This is a genomic window from Cryobacterium breve, from assembly GCF_027594785.1.
GTDB lineage: Bacteria > Actinomycetota > Actinomycetes > Actinomycetales > Microbacteriaceae > Cryobacterium > Cryobacterium breve_A.
On the sequence record NZ_CP075584.1, the window covers coordinates 1,326,714 to 1,341,532 of the forward strand.

The following is a 14,819-nucleotide window of genomic DNA, read 5'->3' on the forward strand; positions in this document are numbered from 1 at the left end:
CGCCTAACGTTATGGTCATAATTAATAGTAGACCGTAACGCGTCGCGTGGTGCTGGCGCGCGGCAGTCAAGCTCGGCAGCAACACTCGGCAATAGAGCTCTGCAGCAGAGCGCGCACGGCAGACGCAGGCAGCGAAAGCTACCCATATGACAGGCAGCAGAAGGAGTTCCATGAAGATCTCGTCCCCCTCCGCGGGCCTCGTCGTGGCGGTCATCGGCTCCCTCTCCTTCGGCACCTCCGGCGCGTTCATCAAGCCCCTGCTCGAGGCCGGCTGGTCCCCGAGCGCCGCCGTCACCGCACGCGTGCTCCTCGGCGGGCTCGTGCTGCTGCCGCTCGCCCTGCTCTCCCTGCGCGGATCCTGGCCCGCCCTGTGGCGGGCACGGTGGCGCGTGCTCGCGATGGCCCTCGCCGGCGTCGCGGCCACCCAGTTCTTCTACTTCGCCGCGATCCAGACCATTCCGGTGGCGACGGCCGCGCTCATCGAACTTCTCGCGCCGCTGCTTCTGGTCGGCGTCGTGTGGGCGATGACCCGGCGCATCCCCCACGCCCTGGTTCTGGTCGGGTCGCTGTTCGCCGTCGGCGGGCTCGTGCTCGTGGTCGGCCCCGGCGCGATTCGCGCGGTCGACCCGCTCGGCCTCGCCTTCGCCGCCTGCGCCATGGTCGGCTGCGCGATCTACTTCGTGATGGCCGCACGCCCGAGCGAGGGGCTGCCCCCGGTCGGGTTTGCGGCCGCGGGACTCGTGCTCGGCGGCCTCGTGCTCGGCGCGCTGGGCGTCACCGGCGTTCTCCCCCTCTCCGCGACGTTCGGCCCGGTGCCGCTCGCGGGCACCGCCCTGCCCTGGTGGGTGCCGCTCGTCATCGTCGCGGTCGTCAGCACCGCACTCGCCTACGTCGCCGGGATCACCTCAGCCGAAGCCCTCGGGTCCCGGCTCGCCTCCTTCGTCTCACTGCTCGAGGTCGTCTTCGCGGCCCTGTTCGCCTGGCTGCTGCTCGGCGAGCAGCTCACACCCCTCCAACTCCTCGGCGGCGCGCTCATCCTCGGCGGCATCGCGGCCGTGCGTGCGGCCGGCTCCGAAACCGCCGTTCCCGCCACGCTCGAACCGCTCATCCCGGTACCGGTCGTGGCCGACGCCGGGGTCGTCGAGCCGGTGACGGCCAACGAATACCGAGGCTGACCGGCACCTGCCAGCGGATGCCGCCCGTCGCCGCGAGCATCCAACGCACGTGCCGCGCCGCATACGTTCACCCCACGCCCGCGACGGTTTCGGCAAACCGCGCCCGTCGGACTGCACGCCTGCGACGGTTTCGGCAAACCGCGCCCGTCCGACTGCACGCCTGCGCCGGTTTCGGCAGACCGCACCCACTTCACCCCACGCCCGCGCCCGTTTCGGCACACCGCACCCGCCGTTTCGGGCGCGCCATGCCGAAAGGGGCGCGGGCGTGATCGGACAACGCCGGTAGACAAGTCGATCGCCGCAGCACTGCCGGCTTCGGCGGCCCGCGCCGCGTTCCCCCGCGCCCGTTTCGGCAGCCCGCGCCCTCTTCGCACCGTGCCCGCGCCGGTTTTGGCAACCCGCACCCGCCGTTTCGGGCGCGTCCTGCCGAAAGGGGCGCGGTCGTGAGCGGATGCCGCCCTTCGCCGCCAGCATCCAGCGCACGTACCGCGCCGCATCCGTTCGCCCCGCGCCCGCGCCGGTTTCCGCAGCCCGCACCCGCCGTTTCGGGCGCGAGCTACCAAAAGGGGCGCGGCACCGTCCGGCAGACCTAGAGTTCCTGACGCCGGAAGGCCGCGACCGCGAGCGCGACCAGTGTCGCGGCCAGCAGAAGCGCCGTGCACACCGGCCAGAACGTTTCGACCGACTTCCCGAGCGCGAGCGAGGTGGGCACGCCGGTCAGCGCCGCCGGTGAATAGGTGCCGAGCGGCGTCCACAGTGCGGCGATCGACACGAGCGCATATGCGCCCAGCCCGGCGCCGGCCGCCCCGGCCGTGGGACTGATCACCACGGAGAGCAGAGTCATCAGGGCGACGAACAGGATGCCGAACACCAGCCACGCGAGCGACGCCGACCAGAGCGCCCCGCCGGGTGCCTCCCCGAAGACGATCGCCGTGCCGCCCCAGGTCACGAGCGTTCCCGCGACCACGAGCACCGCGAGGAACGCCGAGTGCACGGTCGCCTTCGCGAGGATGAACGCGCCACGCGACACCGGTTTCGTCAGCACGAGCACCGCGGTGCCGCTCCGCCGTTCAGAAGACACGATGCCGCCGTAGACGATAATCAGCGCGAAGAGCACGATCTGGGACAGGTTCTTGATCCACCCCGTGTAGGCATCCGCATACGTCGGGTCCGGGAGCGTGAACTGCCCGAGCTGGTCGGAGGCGACCGCGCGCAGGATCTCCGGCGTGAACCGGGCCATCAACGGCCCGGTCAGCGCGAAGAACAGCACGATGCCGGGGAGCACCCAGAGCCGCCAGGTCCGCACGATCTCGAGGACCTCCTTGCGCGCGAACGCCGCGAATCCCCTCATCGGTTTCCCCCTCCGACCAGGCTGACGAAGACGTCCTCGAGGCCCAGCTCTCCGGCATCCATGCGGCACAGACCGGTGTGCCGGATGGCGACGAGCACCGGGATGGATCGGCGGGCCGCGTCCATGTCGGTGACGGTGATTTCGAGGGCGCCGGTCGGGCCCACGGCAACGGATGTCGCCCACGGCTCGCGGGAGATGTCCTGCGCGAGGTCGGCCGCGGCATCCGTGACCTCGAGGATCACCTTGCGTTCGGCGTACCGGGACGTGAGCTCCTGGATCGGCCCGTGGGCAACGACGCGGCCGCGGTCGAGAATGGCGACGGTGTCGCAGACCCGCTCGACGTCGGCGAGGATATGCGTCGAGAAGAATACGGTGGTGCGCCCGCGCAGTGAAGTGAGCATGTCGAGCACATCGCGGCGTCCCATCGGGTCGAGGGCGCTCGTCGGCTCGTCGAGGAGCAGCAGCTGGGGCGCGTTGATGAGCGCCTGGGCGACCCCGAGCCGCTGCTTCATGCCGCGGGAGTAGCCGCCGATCGCGGTGGTCACGTCGGTCAGCCCGGAGAGGCCGAGAAGCATGCCGATGCGTTCATCCAGGGTGCGCCTGTCGATCGAGAAGAGCCGGCCGACGAAACGGAGGAATTCCTCGGCGGTCATCCAGTCGTAGAAGCCGGGTACGTCGGGGAGGAAGCCGATCCGGGCGCGGATCGAGTCGTCGACCGCCGTGACGTCGTGCCCGAGGATCTGCACGACGCCGCTCGTGGGTCGGGCGAGCCCGGTCAGCATCCGGAGCAGCGTCGTCTTGCCGGCTCCGTTCGGGCCGAGAAAGCCGAAGATCGAGCCCTCCTCGACCTCGAGGTCCACGTTGTCGAGCGCGCGGTGCTCGCCGTAGGTCTTGGTCAGGCCGCTGGTGCGGATCGCGAGGCTCATCGCGGGCCGGCTTCACTCCGTGGCTCGGTGCCCGGCTGCCCGTCGGCGTCGTTGCGTGACCCGTACAAGGAGTCGGCGACGGCGTCGGGGCTGGTCGACGGCGGCCGGGGCGCCGACACGGCCGCGTCGAGCGGGGCCGGCTTCCGGGCCACGACCAGGTAGAGGATGGCGCCGAGCAGGTTGGCGAGCAGGATCACGGCCAGCCACACCCACTTGTTGCCGGTGAGCACCCGGTCGGCGGGCCGCCGGTACAGGTCGACCAGGGCGATGACGTCCAGGGTGACCTGCACGACCGCCATCGCCGCGATGACGATCCACGCCCACCCGGGGAGTGACGACAGAGGCATGTTCATGACACGGAACCCTTCTTCGAGGCCGAGGCGAAGTCGCGGCGCTGTTCGGCGGCGCGACCGCTCCGGGAAACGCCCACGAGCAACCCCAACGGCAGCACGAGGGCGAGGAACAGTCCGATCCAGGTCGGCCACATGCCGGCGCCTCCCTGCACCGCGAAGACGGTCTGCGCCAGGCAGGCGAGCGCGACGAGAGCGAGCGCGAAGCCCCCGGCGGATGCGGCGACGCGGCTCCCCGCCGCACGCCGGGCCAGGTGCACCCAGGCTGCGGCGAGCAGCGGCAGCAGCACGAATCCGCTGAGGAGCAGGAGGTTGGCGGTGCGGCTCGAGTAGCCGTCCGGTTCGCCGGTGATTCCCCAGTGCGAGGGGACGGTATCGGGCAGGCCGGCCCAGCTGACGGCCGCGAGGGTGGCGAACGCGATCCCGGCGAGGATCGGTGCGGCGAGCGTCGCCGTAACCACCCAGGCAGGTGCTTCGGCGAACGGCTCGTCCTCGTCGTCCAGCCGGATCAGGTGGGCCCGCACGGCGAGCGCTGCGAAGTTGACCGTCCAGCCGATGCCGAGCGCCTTCGGCACGAGGATGCTCGGGTCGGTGGGGTCCCACGACCGGCTCGCAAAGCGCTTCGATGTCGGCTGCCGGGTGTCATACGGCACGCCGAGGAACCGGCCCGCCCGGTGGGTGCGCGGCACTCCCCGGAGGTGAGGTCCCGGGGGCCGCGAGCGGCGGCATCCGTGCCCCCGTCGTGGTCGACGCCGGAGTCAAAACCACGGTCGGTGCCGAAGTCGCCGTCGCCGTCGACGTCGGAGTCGGTATCGTCGGTCGTATAGGCGCGCGCGAGCGCTTCGGGCTCTCCGAGCTCGGCCAGCACCCGGAGCACCGTGTCGTCGCTGCGATCAGTCCCGTCGAGGCGATGCTCGACGTGCGCCAGCAGGTCGGCGAGCGCGTCCGCGTCGATGTCGATGCGCAGCCGCGCCGCGGCGCCGCGCAGACGGTCGAAGTAGTCGTCGAGCAGCGCATTCGCCCCGGCAGGCGGGACGGCGTCGCCGGGTAGCGGTTCCGAGGCGTCATGCATGGGTCGCGTCCTTTCCCAGAAGGTCGGTCATGTCGGCGCTCATCGCGGTCCAGACCTTCGTCATCGCAACGAAGGCTCGCTCGCCGGCGGGCGACAGCCGGTAGTACTTGCGCGGCGGACCGACGGGCGATTCCTGCCACTCGGAGGTGATCAGGCCGGTCTTCTTCAGCCGGTTCAGCAGCGGGTACGCGGTGCCGGCGCTGATGGCGAGGCCCGGGTACTGCACGAGCCGGTCGACGATCTCGGCGCCGTAGGCCTCGCCCCGGTGGAGCAGCGCGAGCACGGCCAGCTCGACCACGCCCTTGCGCAACTGAGACGGAATCGCCTCACCCTCGATCGCCATGGTCCCGCCTCGTATCCTGTACCGTGTCACACCCGGTTGCTTGTTATGCCAACTACAAGGTAACACACGTTACCGGCGCGCGGCGGGCGAGTTCATGGAGCCCTCGCACGCACCACCTCTCCTCCGCGCCCGCGCCGGTTTCCGCAGCCCGCTCCCGCCGTTCCGGGCGCGGCGTGCCGAAACGGGCACGGCGGCGGGCGGGACCAAGACCCGCGGATGCTGCACTTCTGCAATCACGAGGAAGAGGTCCACCGGCCACGGCAACCCTCACCCGTTTCCAGGCCGTCGTCCGACCGCGGACGGGATCGGGCATAGGGAGCGAGCCAAGCCGCGTCAGCGCGGCTGCGCCCCTCTACGCGGCACCATTCACGAACCCACCGGTGGAGTCCCTGATGATCAGTCGGCTAGGCATGAGTGGCGGCCCGGAATCGGGGGCCCGGCCTTCGATCAACGCAACGAGCAGGTCGGCCGCCGCCCGGCCGAGTTTCCGGGCAGGGAGTTCGACGGTGGTCAGGCTTGGGTGACTCATCGCGGAAAAAGGCAGGTCGTCGAAACCTGAGACGGCCAGTTGCTCCGGCACACGCACTCCCAGCGAGTGAGCCACCTGGAGAACGCCGTACGCGTGGGTGTCGGTCGCGCAGACGACGGCAGTGACTCCCGCCCGCTGCCAGGCCGGCCACACTTTCGCGAATTCGGTGGCTGCCGACCCTACGTCGATGGTGCTTCTAGCTCGCGGCGTCTCGATGGGGCTCATCCCGCATTCCTGGGCCTTGGCCAAGAACGCACGACGACGCAGAGCGAAGGTCGAGGCGGCAGTGACGCTGTCCAGGTAGGCGACCGTGCGATGACCGCGCTCTGCAAGATGCACAGCCAACGCCTCCGCCCCCCGCACGACGTCGAGATTGACGGCCGGAGCACCGGCGTCTGCGCCGGGTGCATCGAGGAACACGATCGGTTCATCGACGACCAGGCTCTGCATCAGGCGCGCGCTCGGTGCGTCAACGAGCAGCCCGGCCGGACGAAAAGCAAGCAACTCCCGCACACTCTCGAGCTGGGGCATCTGGCCGGAGTCCGTGACGGACAGCAGCAGCTGGTACGACGAACCTAAGGCCTCCCGCACCCCGGCAATGACCCTGGCAAAGAACGGGTTGGAGATGTCCGGTGCAACCAGGATGACGAAATTGCTCGACCCTGTCGCCAGAGAGCTGGCGACCCGGTTGACCACGTAGTGCAGATCGGCGATGGCCTGCTGGACTCGGATCACCGTGTCCGCTGACACCCGGCCGTCGGTCTTGCCGCTGGCGACCAGGGACACCGTGGCGACAGACACGCTCGCCCTGCTGGCGACCATGGATGCTGTCGCGCGCGGGAAACGAGCGGGCGTCTCACTCGTGCCATGGATGGCCATGAGCCAACTGTAACCCTCCGCGCCCCCAGCCTGCCGCGAAAATCGCCGGATGCCGTCAAGCGTTTGATATCTGGACATTAACCGTTTAACCCAACCACACGTTAAGCGTTTGACTTATGCATTGACTAGGCGCATGCTTCGGGAGAGCACGCTGCAGCCGCCACATCCCATGGGTGGGCAACGTCCCCAATGAAGTGGAGCACCATGCCTAAGAAGATCATTCTGGACTGCGACCCAGGCCACGATGACGCGATCGCCATCTTGTTGGCGCACGGCAGCCCGGAAATTGAGCCTGCTGGCCGTCACGACTGTTGTCGGGAACCAAACGCTCGAGAAAGTGACCCGCAACGCGCTGGCGGTTGCCCGTGTCGCCGGCATCACGGATGTCCCGTTCGCGGCCGGCTCCGCTCGCCCGCTCATGCGGCAGAGTGAGAACGCCCCGTCCATCCATGGTGAATCGGGCCTGGACGGACCGGTCCTGCCGGAGCCGACCCTGATCCTGGACAAGCGGCATGCCGTCGACCTGATCATCGACATCATCATGACCAACGAACCCGGAACGGTCACGCTTGTCCCGACGGGCGGCCTCACCAATATTGCACTGGCGGCGCGCAAAGAACCCCGGATAGTGGAACGAGTCAAAGAGGTCGTGCTGATGGGCGGCGGCTACCATGTCGGCAACTGGAGCGCCGTCGCCGAATTCAATATCATCATCGACCCCGAGGCCGCACACATTGTCTTCAATGAAAAGTGGCCCGTCGTGATGGTCGGGTTGGACCTGACACACCAGGCGTTGGCCACACCGGCGGTCAGGGAACAGATTGCCGCCATCAACACCGGACCGGCCCGTTTCGTTGGCGAACTGCTCGATTTCTTCGGCGAAACCTACCGGGACGTCCAAGGCTTTGACTCACCCCCGGTGCACGACCCGTGCGCAGTGGCCTACGTCATCGACCCAAGCATTGTCTCGACCGTGAAGGTACCTGTGGACATCGAGCTGAACGGCACCCTCACCCTGGGCATGACCGTTGCCGACTTCCGGGCTCCGGCACCGGCGGACTGCACGACATCAGTGGCCGTCACTCTCGACCACGCACGATTCTGGAACCTGATTGCAGATGCCCTGATCCGCATTGGAGACGTTGAATCATGACCGCGACATTGATCCCCACCGAACACACAAAAAGGTCAACACAGCAGCGCTGATGACGGCGCTTCTCGCGGCTTGTGTCGCATTCCAGCTCAACGCCAGCATGCTGAGCCCGGCCTTGGTCACCATGGGCAAGGAGCTCGGCGCCGATCAAGCATCCATCGGCTTGTCCCAGACCTGGTTCTTCACCGCGGCCGCGTTGTTCTCTCTCGTGCTGCCGAGACTGAGCGATATCGTCGGCCGCAAGAAGATCCTGTTGGGCATGATGCTCATGATGGGTGTCGGGTCCGCCGTCGCGGCCATGGCACCGGATGTCACATGGCTGTTCGTCGGTCGAATCATCCAGGGCGTCAGCGGACCCACAGTGCCGCTCTGCCTGATCATGCTTCGCTCGGCCATCTCCAACCCCCGCAAGTACGGAACCCTGATGGGATTTGTCGCTGCCGTCAACGGTGGCATCGCTGGAATCGACTCCTTCGCCGGCGGGTATCTCGCTGAGCACCTGGGCTTCCGCAGCATCTTCTGGCTGATGGTTGTCTTCTCGATTGTGGCACTCCTGCTGGTGCTGTTCCTCGCCGTTGAGTCCCGGCCTGCTGCCGGAACCCGGATGGACTGGCTCGGCGCCTTCTGCATCGTTTTGGCCGTCGGATCGATCCTCACCGCCCTCAACGAGGCCGCCAAACTCGCCAGCAGCTTCTCGGTGGGCACCCTGATCTTGGCCATCGGACTGACCGCGGTCGCTGCGGCCGCATTCGCAGCGTTCTGGTCGGTCGAGAAGAACAGCAAGCAGCCCATGGTGCAGATCGTTCACCTGCGGCTCCGGTCCACCTGGGCGCCGCTGCTGACCACCACGCTCGCAATGACCGGGATCTTCGCGGTCATCAACGGAATTGTGCCGGCCTATGTGCAGGCTGCTGCTCCCGGATTCTCGGTGAATCCCACCCAGATGGCCCTGATCATCCTCACCCCGTACGCCCTGTTGGGCTGGCTGGTCGGGCCCTTCAGTGGTCGGCTGGCGCCCACATTCGGTTATACGAAGATGCTGCGCATCGGGCTGCTGGGCAGTGCACTCGCGCTGGCGGTCATCGGGATCGGCGGCCTTAACAGCCTTCCCCTGATGATCGTCGGTGCGGCACTGCTGGGCATCCTCTACGCCGGCACCGCGAACATCATGCTCAATGGGCTCGGCGTGGTTCTGTCCCCACCCGGTAACCCGGGGTTCCTGCCTGGGATGAACGCCGGAGCCTTCAACCTCGGCGCCGGGCTCAGCTTTCTGGTGCTTCCGTCCACCCTGGCCGTGCTGAGCACCTCCGTTGATATGCGCACGTCATATTTCGTCGTCGTTGCGGTCGGTTTCGTCCTGACCCTCGCCTCCTTCGGGGCGTCGTTCCTCATCCCGAAACCCGTCAGCGCAGAGGTCTAGTCCTGACGTGCCGGTCTGTCTGGCCTGCCGCGAGCCGCGGCAGGCCAGACTGTTGGCCGCACGACCGAAGGGGTGTCGGGTGGCGGATGCCGCCACTCCCGCTGGCCTATCCCCTTGGTGCCCCTAGCTCTCCGGGTCGTACCCGAACTCGCGAAGTTCCTGCGCGCACCGGCAGGCCACGGCAATCCGCCGCGCCCAGTCGACCGCGTCCTCCCGCGTGGGCAGGCTCCAGCACGGTGAACCCGCCCGTGAGGTCGGAGCCCGGATAGAGCTCAGCGCTCGCCGACCCGTCTGCGGCGACCAGCACCGGAGCAACGCCCTCGTCGATCCCCCCGCCGAACACCCAGACGCCGGCCGCCTTCGCCTCCGCGACGACGGCATGGGAGTCGGCGACGACGACCGGGAATTCCTCGTCCGTGACCACCATCGCGTCGCTCGGGAAGGAGATGAGGTACTTGGTCATGAATCGGCGACCTCATCGGCGTCGTCCAGGCGGAAGCCGACCTTGAGCGTCACCTGGGAAGTGGTGGATCACGCCGTCTTCGACGTGCCCGCGGGTCTCCACCACCTCGAACCAGTCCACGTTGCGCAGCGTGCGGGTCGCCCGCTCGAGTCCGCTCCGGATGGCCGCATCCGTTCCCTCCGGCGACGTCCCGACAATCTCCGTGACGCGGTACGTGTGATTCGTCATCGCTTGATCCCTCCACCATGGTGCCCAACCCGCGGCGTCCTCGCCTCGGGTGCTCCGACCATAGACCGGGATCGGCGAGCCTTCAACGGCCACGGTCCAGCGCCGGCCCAGGCGGCAGCCGCCTCGTAAAGTCGGAGATTCTCGAGACACGCCGTGCCTCCGGGCAGCGGATGCCGCGAGTCGCGAAAATCTCCGACCGTGCGCACCGAGCACCCCGGCTTCGGCCCTTCTCCCCCACGCCCGCGCCCGTTTGCGCAGCCCGCGCCCCTTCTCCCCCACGCCCACGCCCGTTTGCGCAGCCCGCGCCCGCCGTTTCGGGTGCGGCCTGCGGAAACAGGCGCGGGCGCGAGCGGATGTCCGCCGACAGCCGGCCGAAGACGTCCCGATCTCGCCGAACGCGACCAGGACCGGCGATGGCCTTCGCCGGTGACTCCCGGCAGAATGGAGGCGAAATGAGCGACTCCGACAGCGACCCCAAGTCGCACGCACAGGCATCCGCTGACCGCGATACCGACTCAGCTGCAGCGGCGGCCGCCGTGCGCGCCTTCATCGACGCCGTCCCGAACCCCACCCGGCGGCGCGACGCCGAAACCCTGCTCGAGCTCATGTCCCGCATCACCGGCGAGAAACCACGGATGTGGTTCCGGTCCATCGTCGGGTACGGGCAGTACCACTACCAGTACGCGAGCGGGCGCGAGGGCGACGCGTGCGCGGCCGGCTTCTCGCCGCGGAAGGCCGCCACCACGATCTACCTCGCGAACGGCGTCGGCGCCTACACCGAGCAACTCGAACGCCTCGGGAGCCACACCACCGGCGTCGGCTGCCTCTACCTCAAGGATCTCGCCACGGTCGACCTGGCCGCGCTCGAGGCGATCATCGCCGACTCGTACCGCGTCGTCACGTCCGGCACCTACGGGCACCGCGCCCACGAGTCGGCCACCGAGCCCGCCCACGAGTCGGCGACTGAGTCGGCGAATGAGCCCGCCCACAAGTCCGCCCATGAGTCCGCCAGGGAGAGCCCGGCCTAGGCGCGGGCCAGGGTCTTCACGAAGCCGAGAACGGCGGCCACGGTGACGTCCGGCTGCTGGGCCTGGGGGTAGTGGCCGGCGTCGGCGACCATCACGACGGAGCCGTGGAGGGCATCCGCTACGAAACGCGCCTCGGCGGCCGGGTCCTTGAAGTCGGGGTCCTTGTCGCCCATGATGACGAGCGTGGGGGCGGTCACCGCGCCGAGCTTCGCCTCGGCGGGGTCGTGGGTGGTCTGCTGGGTGGTGAGCGAGAAGGCCTTGCCGTACGACTTGCGCTTCAGGCTGGCGATGACCGCCGTGCGGTACTCCTCGAAGTCGTCGGGCTTGCGACCGGCGTAGAGGGTGGGCATGTAGCTCTTCCACATGGGTGCGATCCAGAGCGGGGCCATCATCACCCGGAACAGCCCACGGGTGAACACGTTCGTCGGCGGGTTCCGCACGAAGGGGCCGACCAGGACCAGGCCGTCGACCTGGGCGGGATGCTCCGCGGCGACGATGACGGCGGCCCCGGCGGCCAGGGAGTTGCCGACGATCACCGCCGGCCGGCCGAGATGCGTGATCAGGGCCTGGATGTCGCTCGCGGTTTCGATGTCGCCGTAGGCGGAGAAGCTAGTGTCGCTGTCGCCGTGCCCGCGGAGGTCGGTGGTCGCAACCGTGTAACCGGCGGCGACGAGCGCGGGGGCCAGGAATCGATAAGAGGACCGCAGGCTCGCCCATGCCGGGCACGAGCACGAGAAGCGGTCCGGCGCCCTGGAGGTCATAGGCGATGCGCCCCTCGGGGCGGGCGAGGTACTGGGTTGCTGCGGCCGAAGCGTCAGTTGAGGAGGTCATGCAGCTACTATGCATCCCCTTTTAGCTAGTGTCAATAGCCAAATCAAAAAGACGGATGCTGCACGCAGACCGGTCAGGACGCGTTGCCTCCGCGCCGGTTTGGCTATTGACACTAGCCAAAAAGAAGGTCATCCTTAGCCCCATGGAAACAGCATCAGCGCGGGTTCGAGGGCCCGTCGCCGCCGAGGTCGGCGTCCCGGCCGGCGCCCGGATCAACACCGCGATCAGCACCCGCATCAGCACCCATATCAGCACCAGGGCCGGAGCACGGACCCGTGCCTAGGGTCGGGCTCACCCGCGACCGGGTGGCGGAGGAGGCGGCCGTGATGGCCGACGAAGTCGGCCTCAACTCGCTCACCCTCGCCGCACTGGCCCAGCGCCTCGGCGTTCGGCAACCGTCCCTCTATAAGCACATCGACTCGATGGCCGGCCTCCACCGCGACATCGCCGTGCACGCGAAACGCGACATGGGCGAGGTGCTCGCGCGGGCCTCCGTCGGTCGCTCCGGTGCCGACGCCATTTCGGCCATGTCACACGCCTACCGCCAGTGGGCGCTGCAGCACCCCGCCCGGTATGAGGCCGCCAACCGGATGCCCGCCCCGGGCGACCTCGAGGACGAAGCCGTGTCGCTCGCGATCGTTCAGCTGCTCAGCGACGTGCTCACGGCGTACCACCTCGAGGGCGACGACGCGATCGACGCGATCCGCGCCTTCCGCTCCACCCTTCACGGGTTCATCTCGTTCGAAACCGGCGGGTCCTTCGCCATGAGCGCAGACATCAACCGGAGCTTCGAACGCCTGATCCACGGCTTCATCGTCGCCCTCACCCAGTGGACCGACACCACCACCCCGCAGCCAAGCCGGTAGACCGTCCCGCAGACCGTCCCGTCGCCCGGCCCTGACGACTGGCTCGATGCCGTTAACGCGGTCGCCGCAACCGGATCGGACCCTTCGCCGTCGACGGGTCAACCACGACCCCTCCCTGCGTGATCTCCAGTTCGCCGCGGGCGACCATGCGGCGTGCGGCGCGTCGGGCCGGTTCCATGAGCCCGCGCCAGTCCTCGGCGCCGACCGCCTTCGCCGCCTCAGAGGGGCAGATCGTGGCATCCGTCGCCCGCGCCCTGAGCAGTGTTGCGATGGTCTCTTCGAGCCTGACGTCGGTCGCGGTGACACCGTGTCCGCGGCAGGTGGCCGAGCAATATTTCACCGAATCCCAGTTGTTCGCCCACTTCGCGCGCCACTCGATGCGCCGGCCGCACGACGCGCACGTCTTGTCCGCCGGGTCACCGGCGGCGTCGGAATCGGCCGGTTTGCGCTGTCGGTGAGCCATGACTTCCATCCTGCTGGACCGAGGGTCTTATGCGAATCGCAAACGACCGAATGGGACGAGACAGAGACGAGAATAAGATCCTCATGAACATGGAACCTCCGCGAGAGTGAACTACATCGGCGTCGACCTGGCCTGGGGCGAAGGTACAGCGACCAAAGCCGCAAACGAAACCGGCCTGGCCCTGATCGACGCGTCCGGAACCGTGCTCGACGCCGGCTGGGCCCGCGGCATCGACGCCGTCGCCGCCTGGGTCATCACGCGCTCGACTCCCGGCGACGTGATCGCGATCGACGCGCCCCTCGTCGTCGCGAATGCCACCGGCATCCGTGAATGCGAACGCGAGGTCGCCCAGCGCTACAGCCAGTGGCAGGTCTACGCCAACCCCTCCAACCTCGCCCTCCCCTGGCTCGGCGGTGTCACCCTCCGCACGCGCCTCGAGCAGGCCGGATTCCGCTACACCGACGGCAGCAGGCCGACCCTTCCCGACGAGGTCCAGTTCTTCGAGTGCTACCCGTACACAACCCTGGTCGGCGCGCCCGAACTCGGCTACGGGCTGGAGCGCCCGCGCTACAAACGCTTCAACCCGGCGCTGCCGACCCCTGCAGCCCGGCGCGATTTCCGCGCCGCCGAATGCGACGACCTCCTCCAGCGGATGCTGCGCCTCACCGGCATCCGCCCGGCTCTCGACCTCCGTTCCCACCCGACCACCGCGGCCCTGCTCGAGGAACCGTCTCCCCTGAAGGACGCCGCATACAAGCACCGCGAGGACCTCCTCGACGCCACCCTCTGCGCGTGGACCGCTGCCCTCTGGGCCCAGTTCGGCACCGAACGCTGCCAGGTGCTCGGGGCGACCGACTCCCCGGACGCCGAGGGGCGCATCCCGGTCATCATCGCGCCGGCTCGCCCCGAGCAACGCCCCGGCGGGCGGGTGACCCGACCCAAGCGTTCAAGAGCCGGCGCCCAGCTGGACTAGCGACCCCCAGCGGATGCCGCACTTCCCGGGAGTCCGTGCCGTCAGCGCCCCGAACCCGCGAGCGCAACAATCGTAGGCTACTGGTAGACGTCCGGCCGATGCCCGACGGTGACCACGACCACCACAAGGATGTCGTTACGAATGGTGTAGATAATCCGATAGTCGCCTACCCGCACCCGATAGCCGTCCCGTCCTTGCAGTGCTCGAGCACCGGGCGGGCGGGGGTCTTCGCCCAGCAGGGCGATGGCTCCCTGCACCCGAGCACGATCCTGCGGATCAATGCGACGCAAAGTTTTGACCGCTGCCGGACGCAATTCGATCCGGTATTTGCTCACGTCCAGCCGAGGTCGGCTTTGACCTGCTCCCAGGGAATGTTGTCCCCCTCCTCGGCCATCGCCGCGTCAAACGCGGCGACGTCCTCAGCATCCTCAAGCGCTTCCTGCATGCGCGCATACTGCTCGGGGCTGACCAGCACAGCAGCGACCTTTCCGCGACGCTCCAGGAAGACGGCCTCAGAACTGGCCTGGGCGATCAACTCGGGCAGGCGCGCCCTGGCGTCGGTGACGCTTGACTTCGACATGCCTCAAATGTACATCGGCGTGAGCGCGATGTACATGTGGTTGTGCGGCGTTTGTATGGACCTTCCTGCCAAGGATGCCGCGACTCGGCTTGCCCCGCGCCCGCGCCGGTTTCGACAGCCCGCGCCCGTTTGACCGCACGCCCGCGCCGGTTTCGGCAGCCCGCACCCCCTCAACTCCACGTCCGCGCC

Annotated in this window: 18 protein-coding genes and 2 pseudogenes; 8 read left to right on the forward strand and 12 right to left on the reverse strand. The window is 68.4% G+C overall.

Annotated elements, in window-relative coordinates:
- Nucleotides 1-170: 170 nt before the first annotated feature.
- Complete coding sequence (locus tag KIV56_RS06435) at nt 171-1,175, forward strand: DMT family transporter (RefSeq protein ID WP_281535591.1); 1,005 nt, start codon at nt 171-173, stop codon at nt 1,173-1,175.
- Between the two features lie 589 nt (nt 1,176-1,764).
- On the opposite strand, the gene KIV56_RS06440 is transcribed toward KIV56_RS06435, so the two are convergent.
- From KIV56_RS06440 to KIV56_RS06455, 4 genes are read right to left on the reverse strand one after another with little or no spacing between them, the layout of a single operon-like run.
- On the reverse strand, nt 1,765-2,526 hold the full coding sequence (locus KIV56_RS06440; protein WP_281535592.1) for an ABC transporter permease: 762 nt from the start codon (nt 2,524-2,526) through the stop codon (nt 1,765-1,767).
- Entirely contained in the window at nt 2,523-3,452 is a 930-nt protein-coding gene (locus KIV56_RS06445) for an ABC transporter ATP-binding protein (RefSeq protein WP_281535593.1), read from the reverse strand. The genes KIV56_RS06440 and KIV56_RS06445 overlap by 4 nt, the downstream gene beginning before the upstream one ends.
- On the reverse strand, nt 3,449-3,805 hold the full coding sequence (locus tag KIV56_RS06450) for a PLD nuclease N-terminal domain-containing protein (protein ID WP_281535594.1): 357 nt from the start codon (nt 3,803-3,805) through the stop codon (nt 3,449-3,451). The genes KIV56_RS06445 and KIV56_RS06450 overlap by 4 nt, the downstream gene beginning before the upstream one ends.
- Nucleotides 3,802-4,491 (reverse strand): DUF1648 domain-containing protein, encoded by a 690-nt coding sequence (locus KIV56_RS06455; protein ID WP_281535595.1) that lies wholly within the window; start codon nt 4,489-4,491, stop codon nt 3,802-3,804. The genes KIV56_RS06450 and KIV56_RS06455 overlap by 4 nt, the downstream gene beginning before the upstream one ends.
- A 53-nt stretch (nt 4,492-4,544) precedes the next feature.
- On the opposite strand from KIV56_RS06455, the gene KIV56_RS06460 reads away from it, so the two are divergent.
- Entirely contained in the window at nt 4,545-4,853 is a 309-nt protein-coding gene (locus KIV56_RS06460) for a hypothetical protein (RefSeq protein WP_281535596.1), read from the forward strand.
- Nucleotides 4,854-4,866: 13 nt separating this feature from the next.
- Here the strand turns inward: KIV56_RS06460 and KIV56_RS06465 are convergent, their stop codons facing one another.
- Both KIV56_RS06465 and KIV56_RS06470 read right to left on the reverse strand, forming a co-directional pair.
- On the reverse strand, nt 4,867-5,217 hold the full coding sequence (locus KIV56_RS06465) for a PadR family transcriptional regulator (protein ID WP_134445969.1): 351 nt from the start codon (nt 5,215-5,217) through the stop codon (nt 4,867-4,869).
- A gap of 352 nt (nt 5,218-5,569) precedes the next feature.
- On the reverse strand, nt 5,570-6,625 hold the full coding sequence (locus tag KIV56_RS06470; RefSeq protein WP_281535597.1) for a LacI family DNA-binding transcriptional regulator: 1,056 nt from the start codon (nt 6,623-6,625) through the stop codon (nt 5,570-5,572).
- Between the two features lie 204 nt (nt 6,626-6,829).
- On the opposite strand from KIV56_RS06470, the pseudogene KIV56_RS06475 reads away from it, so the two are divergent.
- Both KIV56_RS06475 and KIV56_RS06480 read left to right on the forward strand, forming a co-directional pair.
- A pseudogene (locus tag KIV56_RS06475) lies at nt 6,830-7,778 on the forward strand (nucleoside hydrolase).
- A gap of 52 nt (nt 7,779-7,830) precedes the next feature.
- Nucleotides 7,831-9,198 carry an MFS transporter gene (locus tag KIV56_RS06480; RefSeq protein ID WP_281535598.1) on the forward strand — a complete coding sequence of 456 codons (1,368 nt, stop codon included), beginning with the start codon at nt 7,831-7,833 and terminating at the stop codon, nt 9,196-9,198.
- A gap of 123 nt (nt 9,199-9,321) precedes the next feature.
- Here the strand turns inward: KIV56_RS06480 and KIV56_RS06485 are convergent.
- Together KIV56_RS06485 and KIV56_RS06490 are read right to left on the reverse strand one after the other, a co-directional pair.
- Nucleotides 9,322-9,661 (reverse strand): annotated as a pseudogene (locus tag KIV56_RS06485) (YciI family protein).
- A 12-nt stretch (nt 9,662-9,673) separates the two neighbouring features.
- The gene (locus KIV56_RS06490) at nt 9,674-9,889 is read right to left on the reverse strand and encodes a dodecin (RefSeq protein ID WP_432432610.1); all 216 of its coding nucleotides are present in this window, start codon (nt 9,887-9,889) and stop codon (nt 9,674-9,676) included.
- Between the two features lie 452 nt (nt 9,890-10,341).
- Between KIV56_RS06490 and KIV56_RS19540 the strand changes: the two genes are divergently transcribed.
- On the forward strand, nt 10,342-10,917 hold the full coding sequence (locus KIV56_RS19540) for a DUF1801 domain-containing protein (RefSeq protein ID WP_348648486.1): 576 nt from the start codon (nt 10,342-10,344) through the stop codon (nt 10,915-10,917).
- Here the strand turns inward: KIV56_RS19540 and KIV56_RS06500 are convergent.
- Complete coding sequence (locus tag KIV56_RS06500) at nt 10,914-11,678, reverse strand: alpha/beta fold hydrolase (RefSeq protein WP_281535599.1); 765 nt, start codon at nt 11,676-11,678, stop codon at nt 10,914-10,916. The genes KIV56_RS19540 and KIV56_RS06500 overlap by 4 nt on opposite strands.
- A gap of 212 nt (nt 11,679-11,890) precedes the next feature.
- Between KIV56_RS06500 and KIV56_RS06505 the strand changes: the two genes are divergently transcribed.
- Complete coding sequence (locus KIV56_RS06505) at nt 11,891-12,031, forward strand: hypothetical protein (RefSeq protein ID WP_281535600.1); 141 nt, start codon at nt 11,891-11,893, stop codon at nt 12,029-12,031.
- A complete protein-coding gene (locus tag KIV56_RS06510; protein WP_281535601.1) occupies nt 12,024-12,614 on the forward strand; it encodes a TetR/AcrR family transcriptional regulator in 591 nt (196 codons plus the stop codon). The genes KIV56_RS06505 and KIV56_RS06510 overlap by 8 nt, the downstream gene beginning before the upstream one ends.
- A gap of 52 nt (nt 12,615-12,666) precedes the next feature.
- On the opposite strand, the gene KIV56_RS06515 is transcribed toward KIV56_RS06510, so the two are convergent.
- Nucleotides 12,667-13,077: a DUF2256 and DUF3253 domain-containing protein gene (locus KIV56_RS06515; RefSeq protein ID WP_281535602.1), complete on the reverse strand. Its 411-nt coding sequence runs from the start codon at nt 13,075-13,077 to the stop codon at nt 12,667-12,669.
- Between the two features lie 106 nt (nt 13,078-13,183).
- Here KIV56_RS06515 and KIV56_RS06520 point away from each other — a divergent pair, with 106 nt between their 5' ends.
- Entirely contained in the window at nt 13,184-14,050 is an 867-nt protein-coding gene (locus KIV56_RS06520; RefSeq protein ID WP_281535603.1) for a DUF429 domain-containing protein, read from the forward strand.
- A 77-nt stretch (nt 14,051-14,127) separates the two neighbouring features.
- On the opposite strand, the gene KIV56_RS06525 is transcribed toward KIV56_RS06520, so the two are convergent.
- Together KIV56_RS06525 and KIV56_RS06530 are read right to left on the reverse strand one after the other, a co-directional pair.
- On the reverse strand, nt 14,128-14,385 hold the full coding sequence (locus tag KIV56_RS06525) for a type II toxin-antitoxin system RelE family toxin (protein WP_281535604.1): 258 nt from the start codon (nt 14,383-14,385) through the stop codon (nt 14,128-14,130).
- Nucleotides 14,382-14,630, reverse strand: coding sequence for a type II toxin-antitoxin system Phd/YefM family antitoxin (locus tag KIV56_RS06530; RefSeq protein WP_281535605.1), 249 nt, complete (start codon nt 14,628-14,630; stop codon nt 14,382-14,384). The genes KIV56_RS06525 and KIV56_RS06530 overlap by 4 nt, the downstream gene beginning before the upstream one ends.
- Nucleotides 14,631-14,819: the final 189 nt, after the last annotated feature.

Bases quoted from the DNA above. Each gene is read 5' to 3' on its own strand.
- KIV56_RS06435 (WP_281535591.1), top strand. From the start codon at position 171: ATGAAGATCTCGTCCCCCTCCGCGGGCCTCGTCGTGGCGGTCATCGGC.
- KIV56_RS06440 (WP_281535592.1), bottom strand. From the start codon at position 2,526: ATGAGGGGATTCGCGGCGTTCGCGCGCAAGGAGGTCCTCGAGATCGTG.
- KIV56_RS06445 (WP_281535593.1), bottom strand. From the start codon at position 3,452: ATGAGCCTCGCGATCCGCACCAGCGGCCTGACCAAGACCTACGGCGAG.
- KIV56_RS06450 (WP_281535594.1), bottom strand. From the start codon at position 3,805: ATGAACATGCCTCTGTCGTCACTCCCCGGGTGGGCGTGGATCGTCATC.
- KIV56_RS06465 (WP_134445969.1), bottom strand. From the start codon at position 5,217: ATGGCGATCGAGGGTGAGGCGATTCCGTCTCAGTTGCGCAAGGGCGTG.
- KIV56_RS06470 (WP_281535597.1), bottom strand. From the start codon at position 6,625: ATGGCCATCCATGGCACGAGTGAGACGCCCGCTCGTTTCCCGCGCGCG.
- KIV56_RS06480 (WP_281535598.1), top strand. From the start codon at position 7,831: ATGACGGCGCTTCTCGCGGCTTGTGTCGCATTCCAGCTCAACGCCAGC.
- KIV56_RS06490 (WP_432432610.1), bottom strand. From the start codon at position 9,889: ATGACGAATCACACGTACCGCGTCACGGAGATTGTCGGGACGTCGCCG.
- KIV56_RS19540 (WP_348648486.1), top strand. From the start codon at position 10,342: ATGAGCGACTCCGACAGCGACCCCAAGTCGCACGCACAGGCATCCGCT.
- KIV56_RS06500 (WP_281535599.1), bottom strand. From the start codon at position 11,678: ATGACCTCCAGGGCGCCGGACCGCTTCTCGTGCTCGTGCCCGGCATGG.
- KIV56_RS06505 (WP_281535600.1), top strand. From the start codon at position 11,891: ATGGAAACAGCATCAGCGCGGGTTCGAGGGCCCGTCGCCGCCGAGGTC.
- KIV56_RS06515 (WP_281535602.1), bottom strand. From the start codon at position 13,077: ATGGCTCACCGACAGCGCAAACCGGCCGATTCCGACGCCGCCGGTGAC.
- KIV56_RS06530 (WP_281535605.1), bottom strand. From the start codon at position 14,630: ATGTCGAAGTCAAGCGTCACCGACGCCAGGGCGCGCCTGCCCGAGTTG.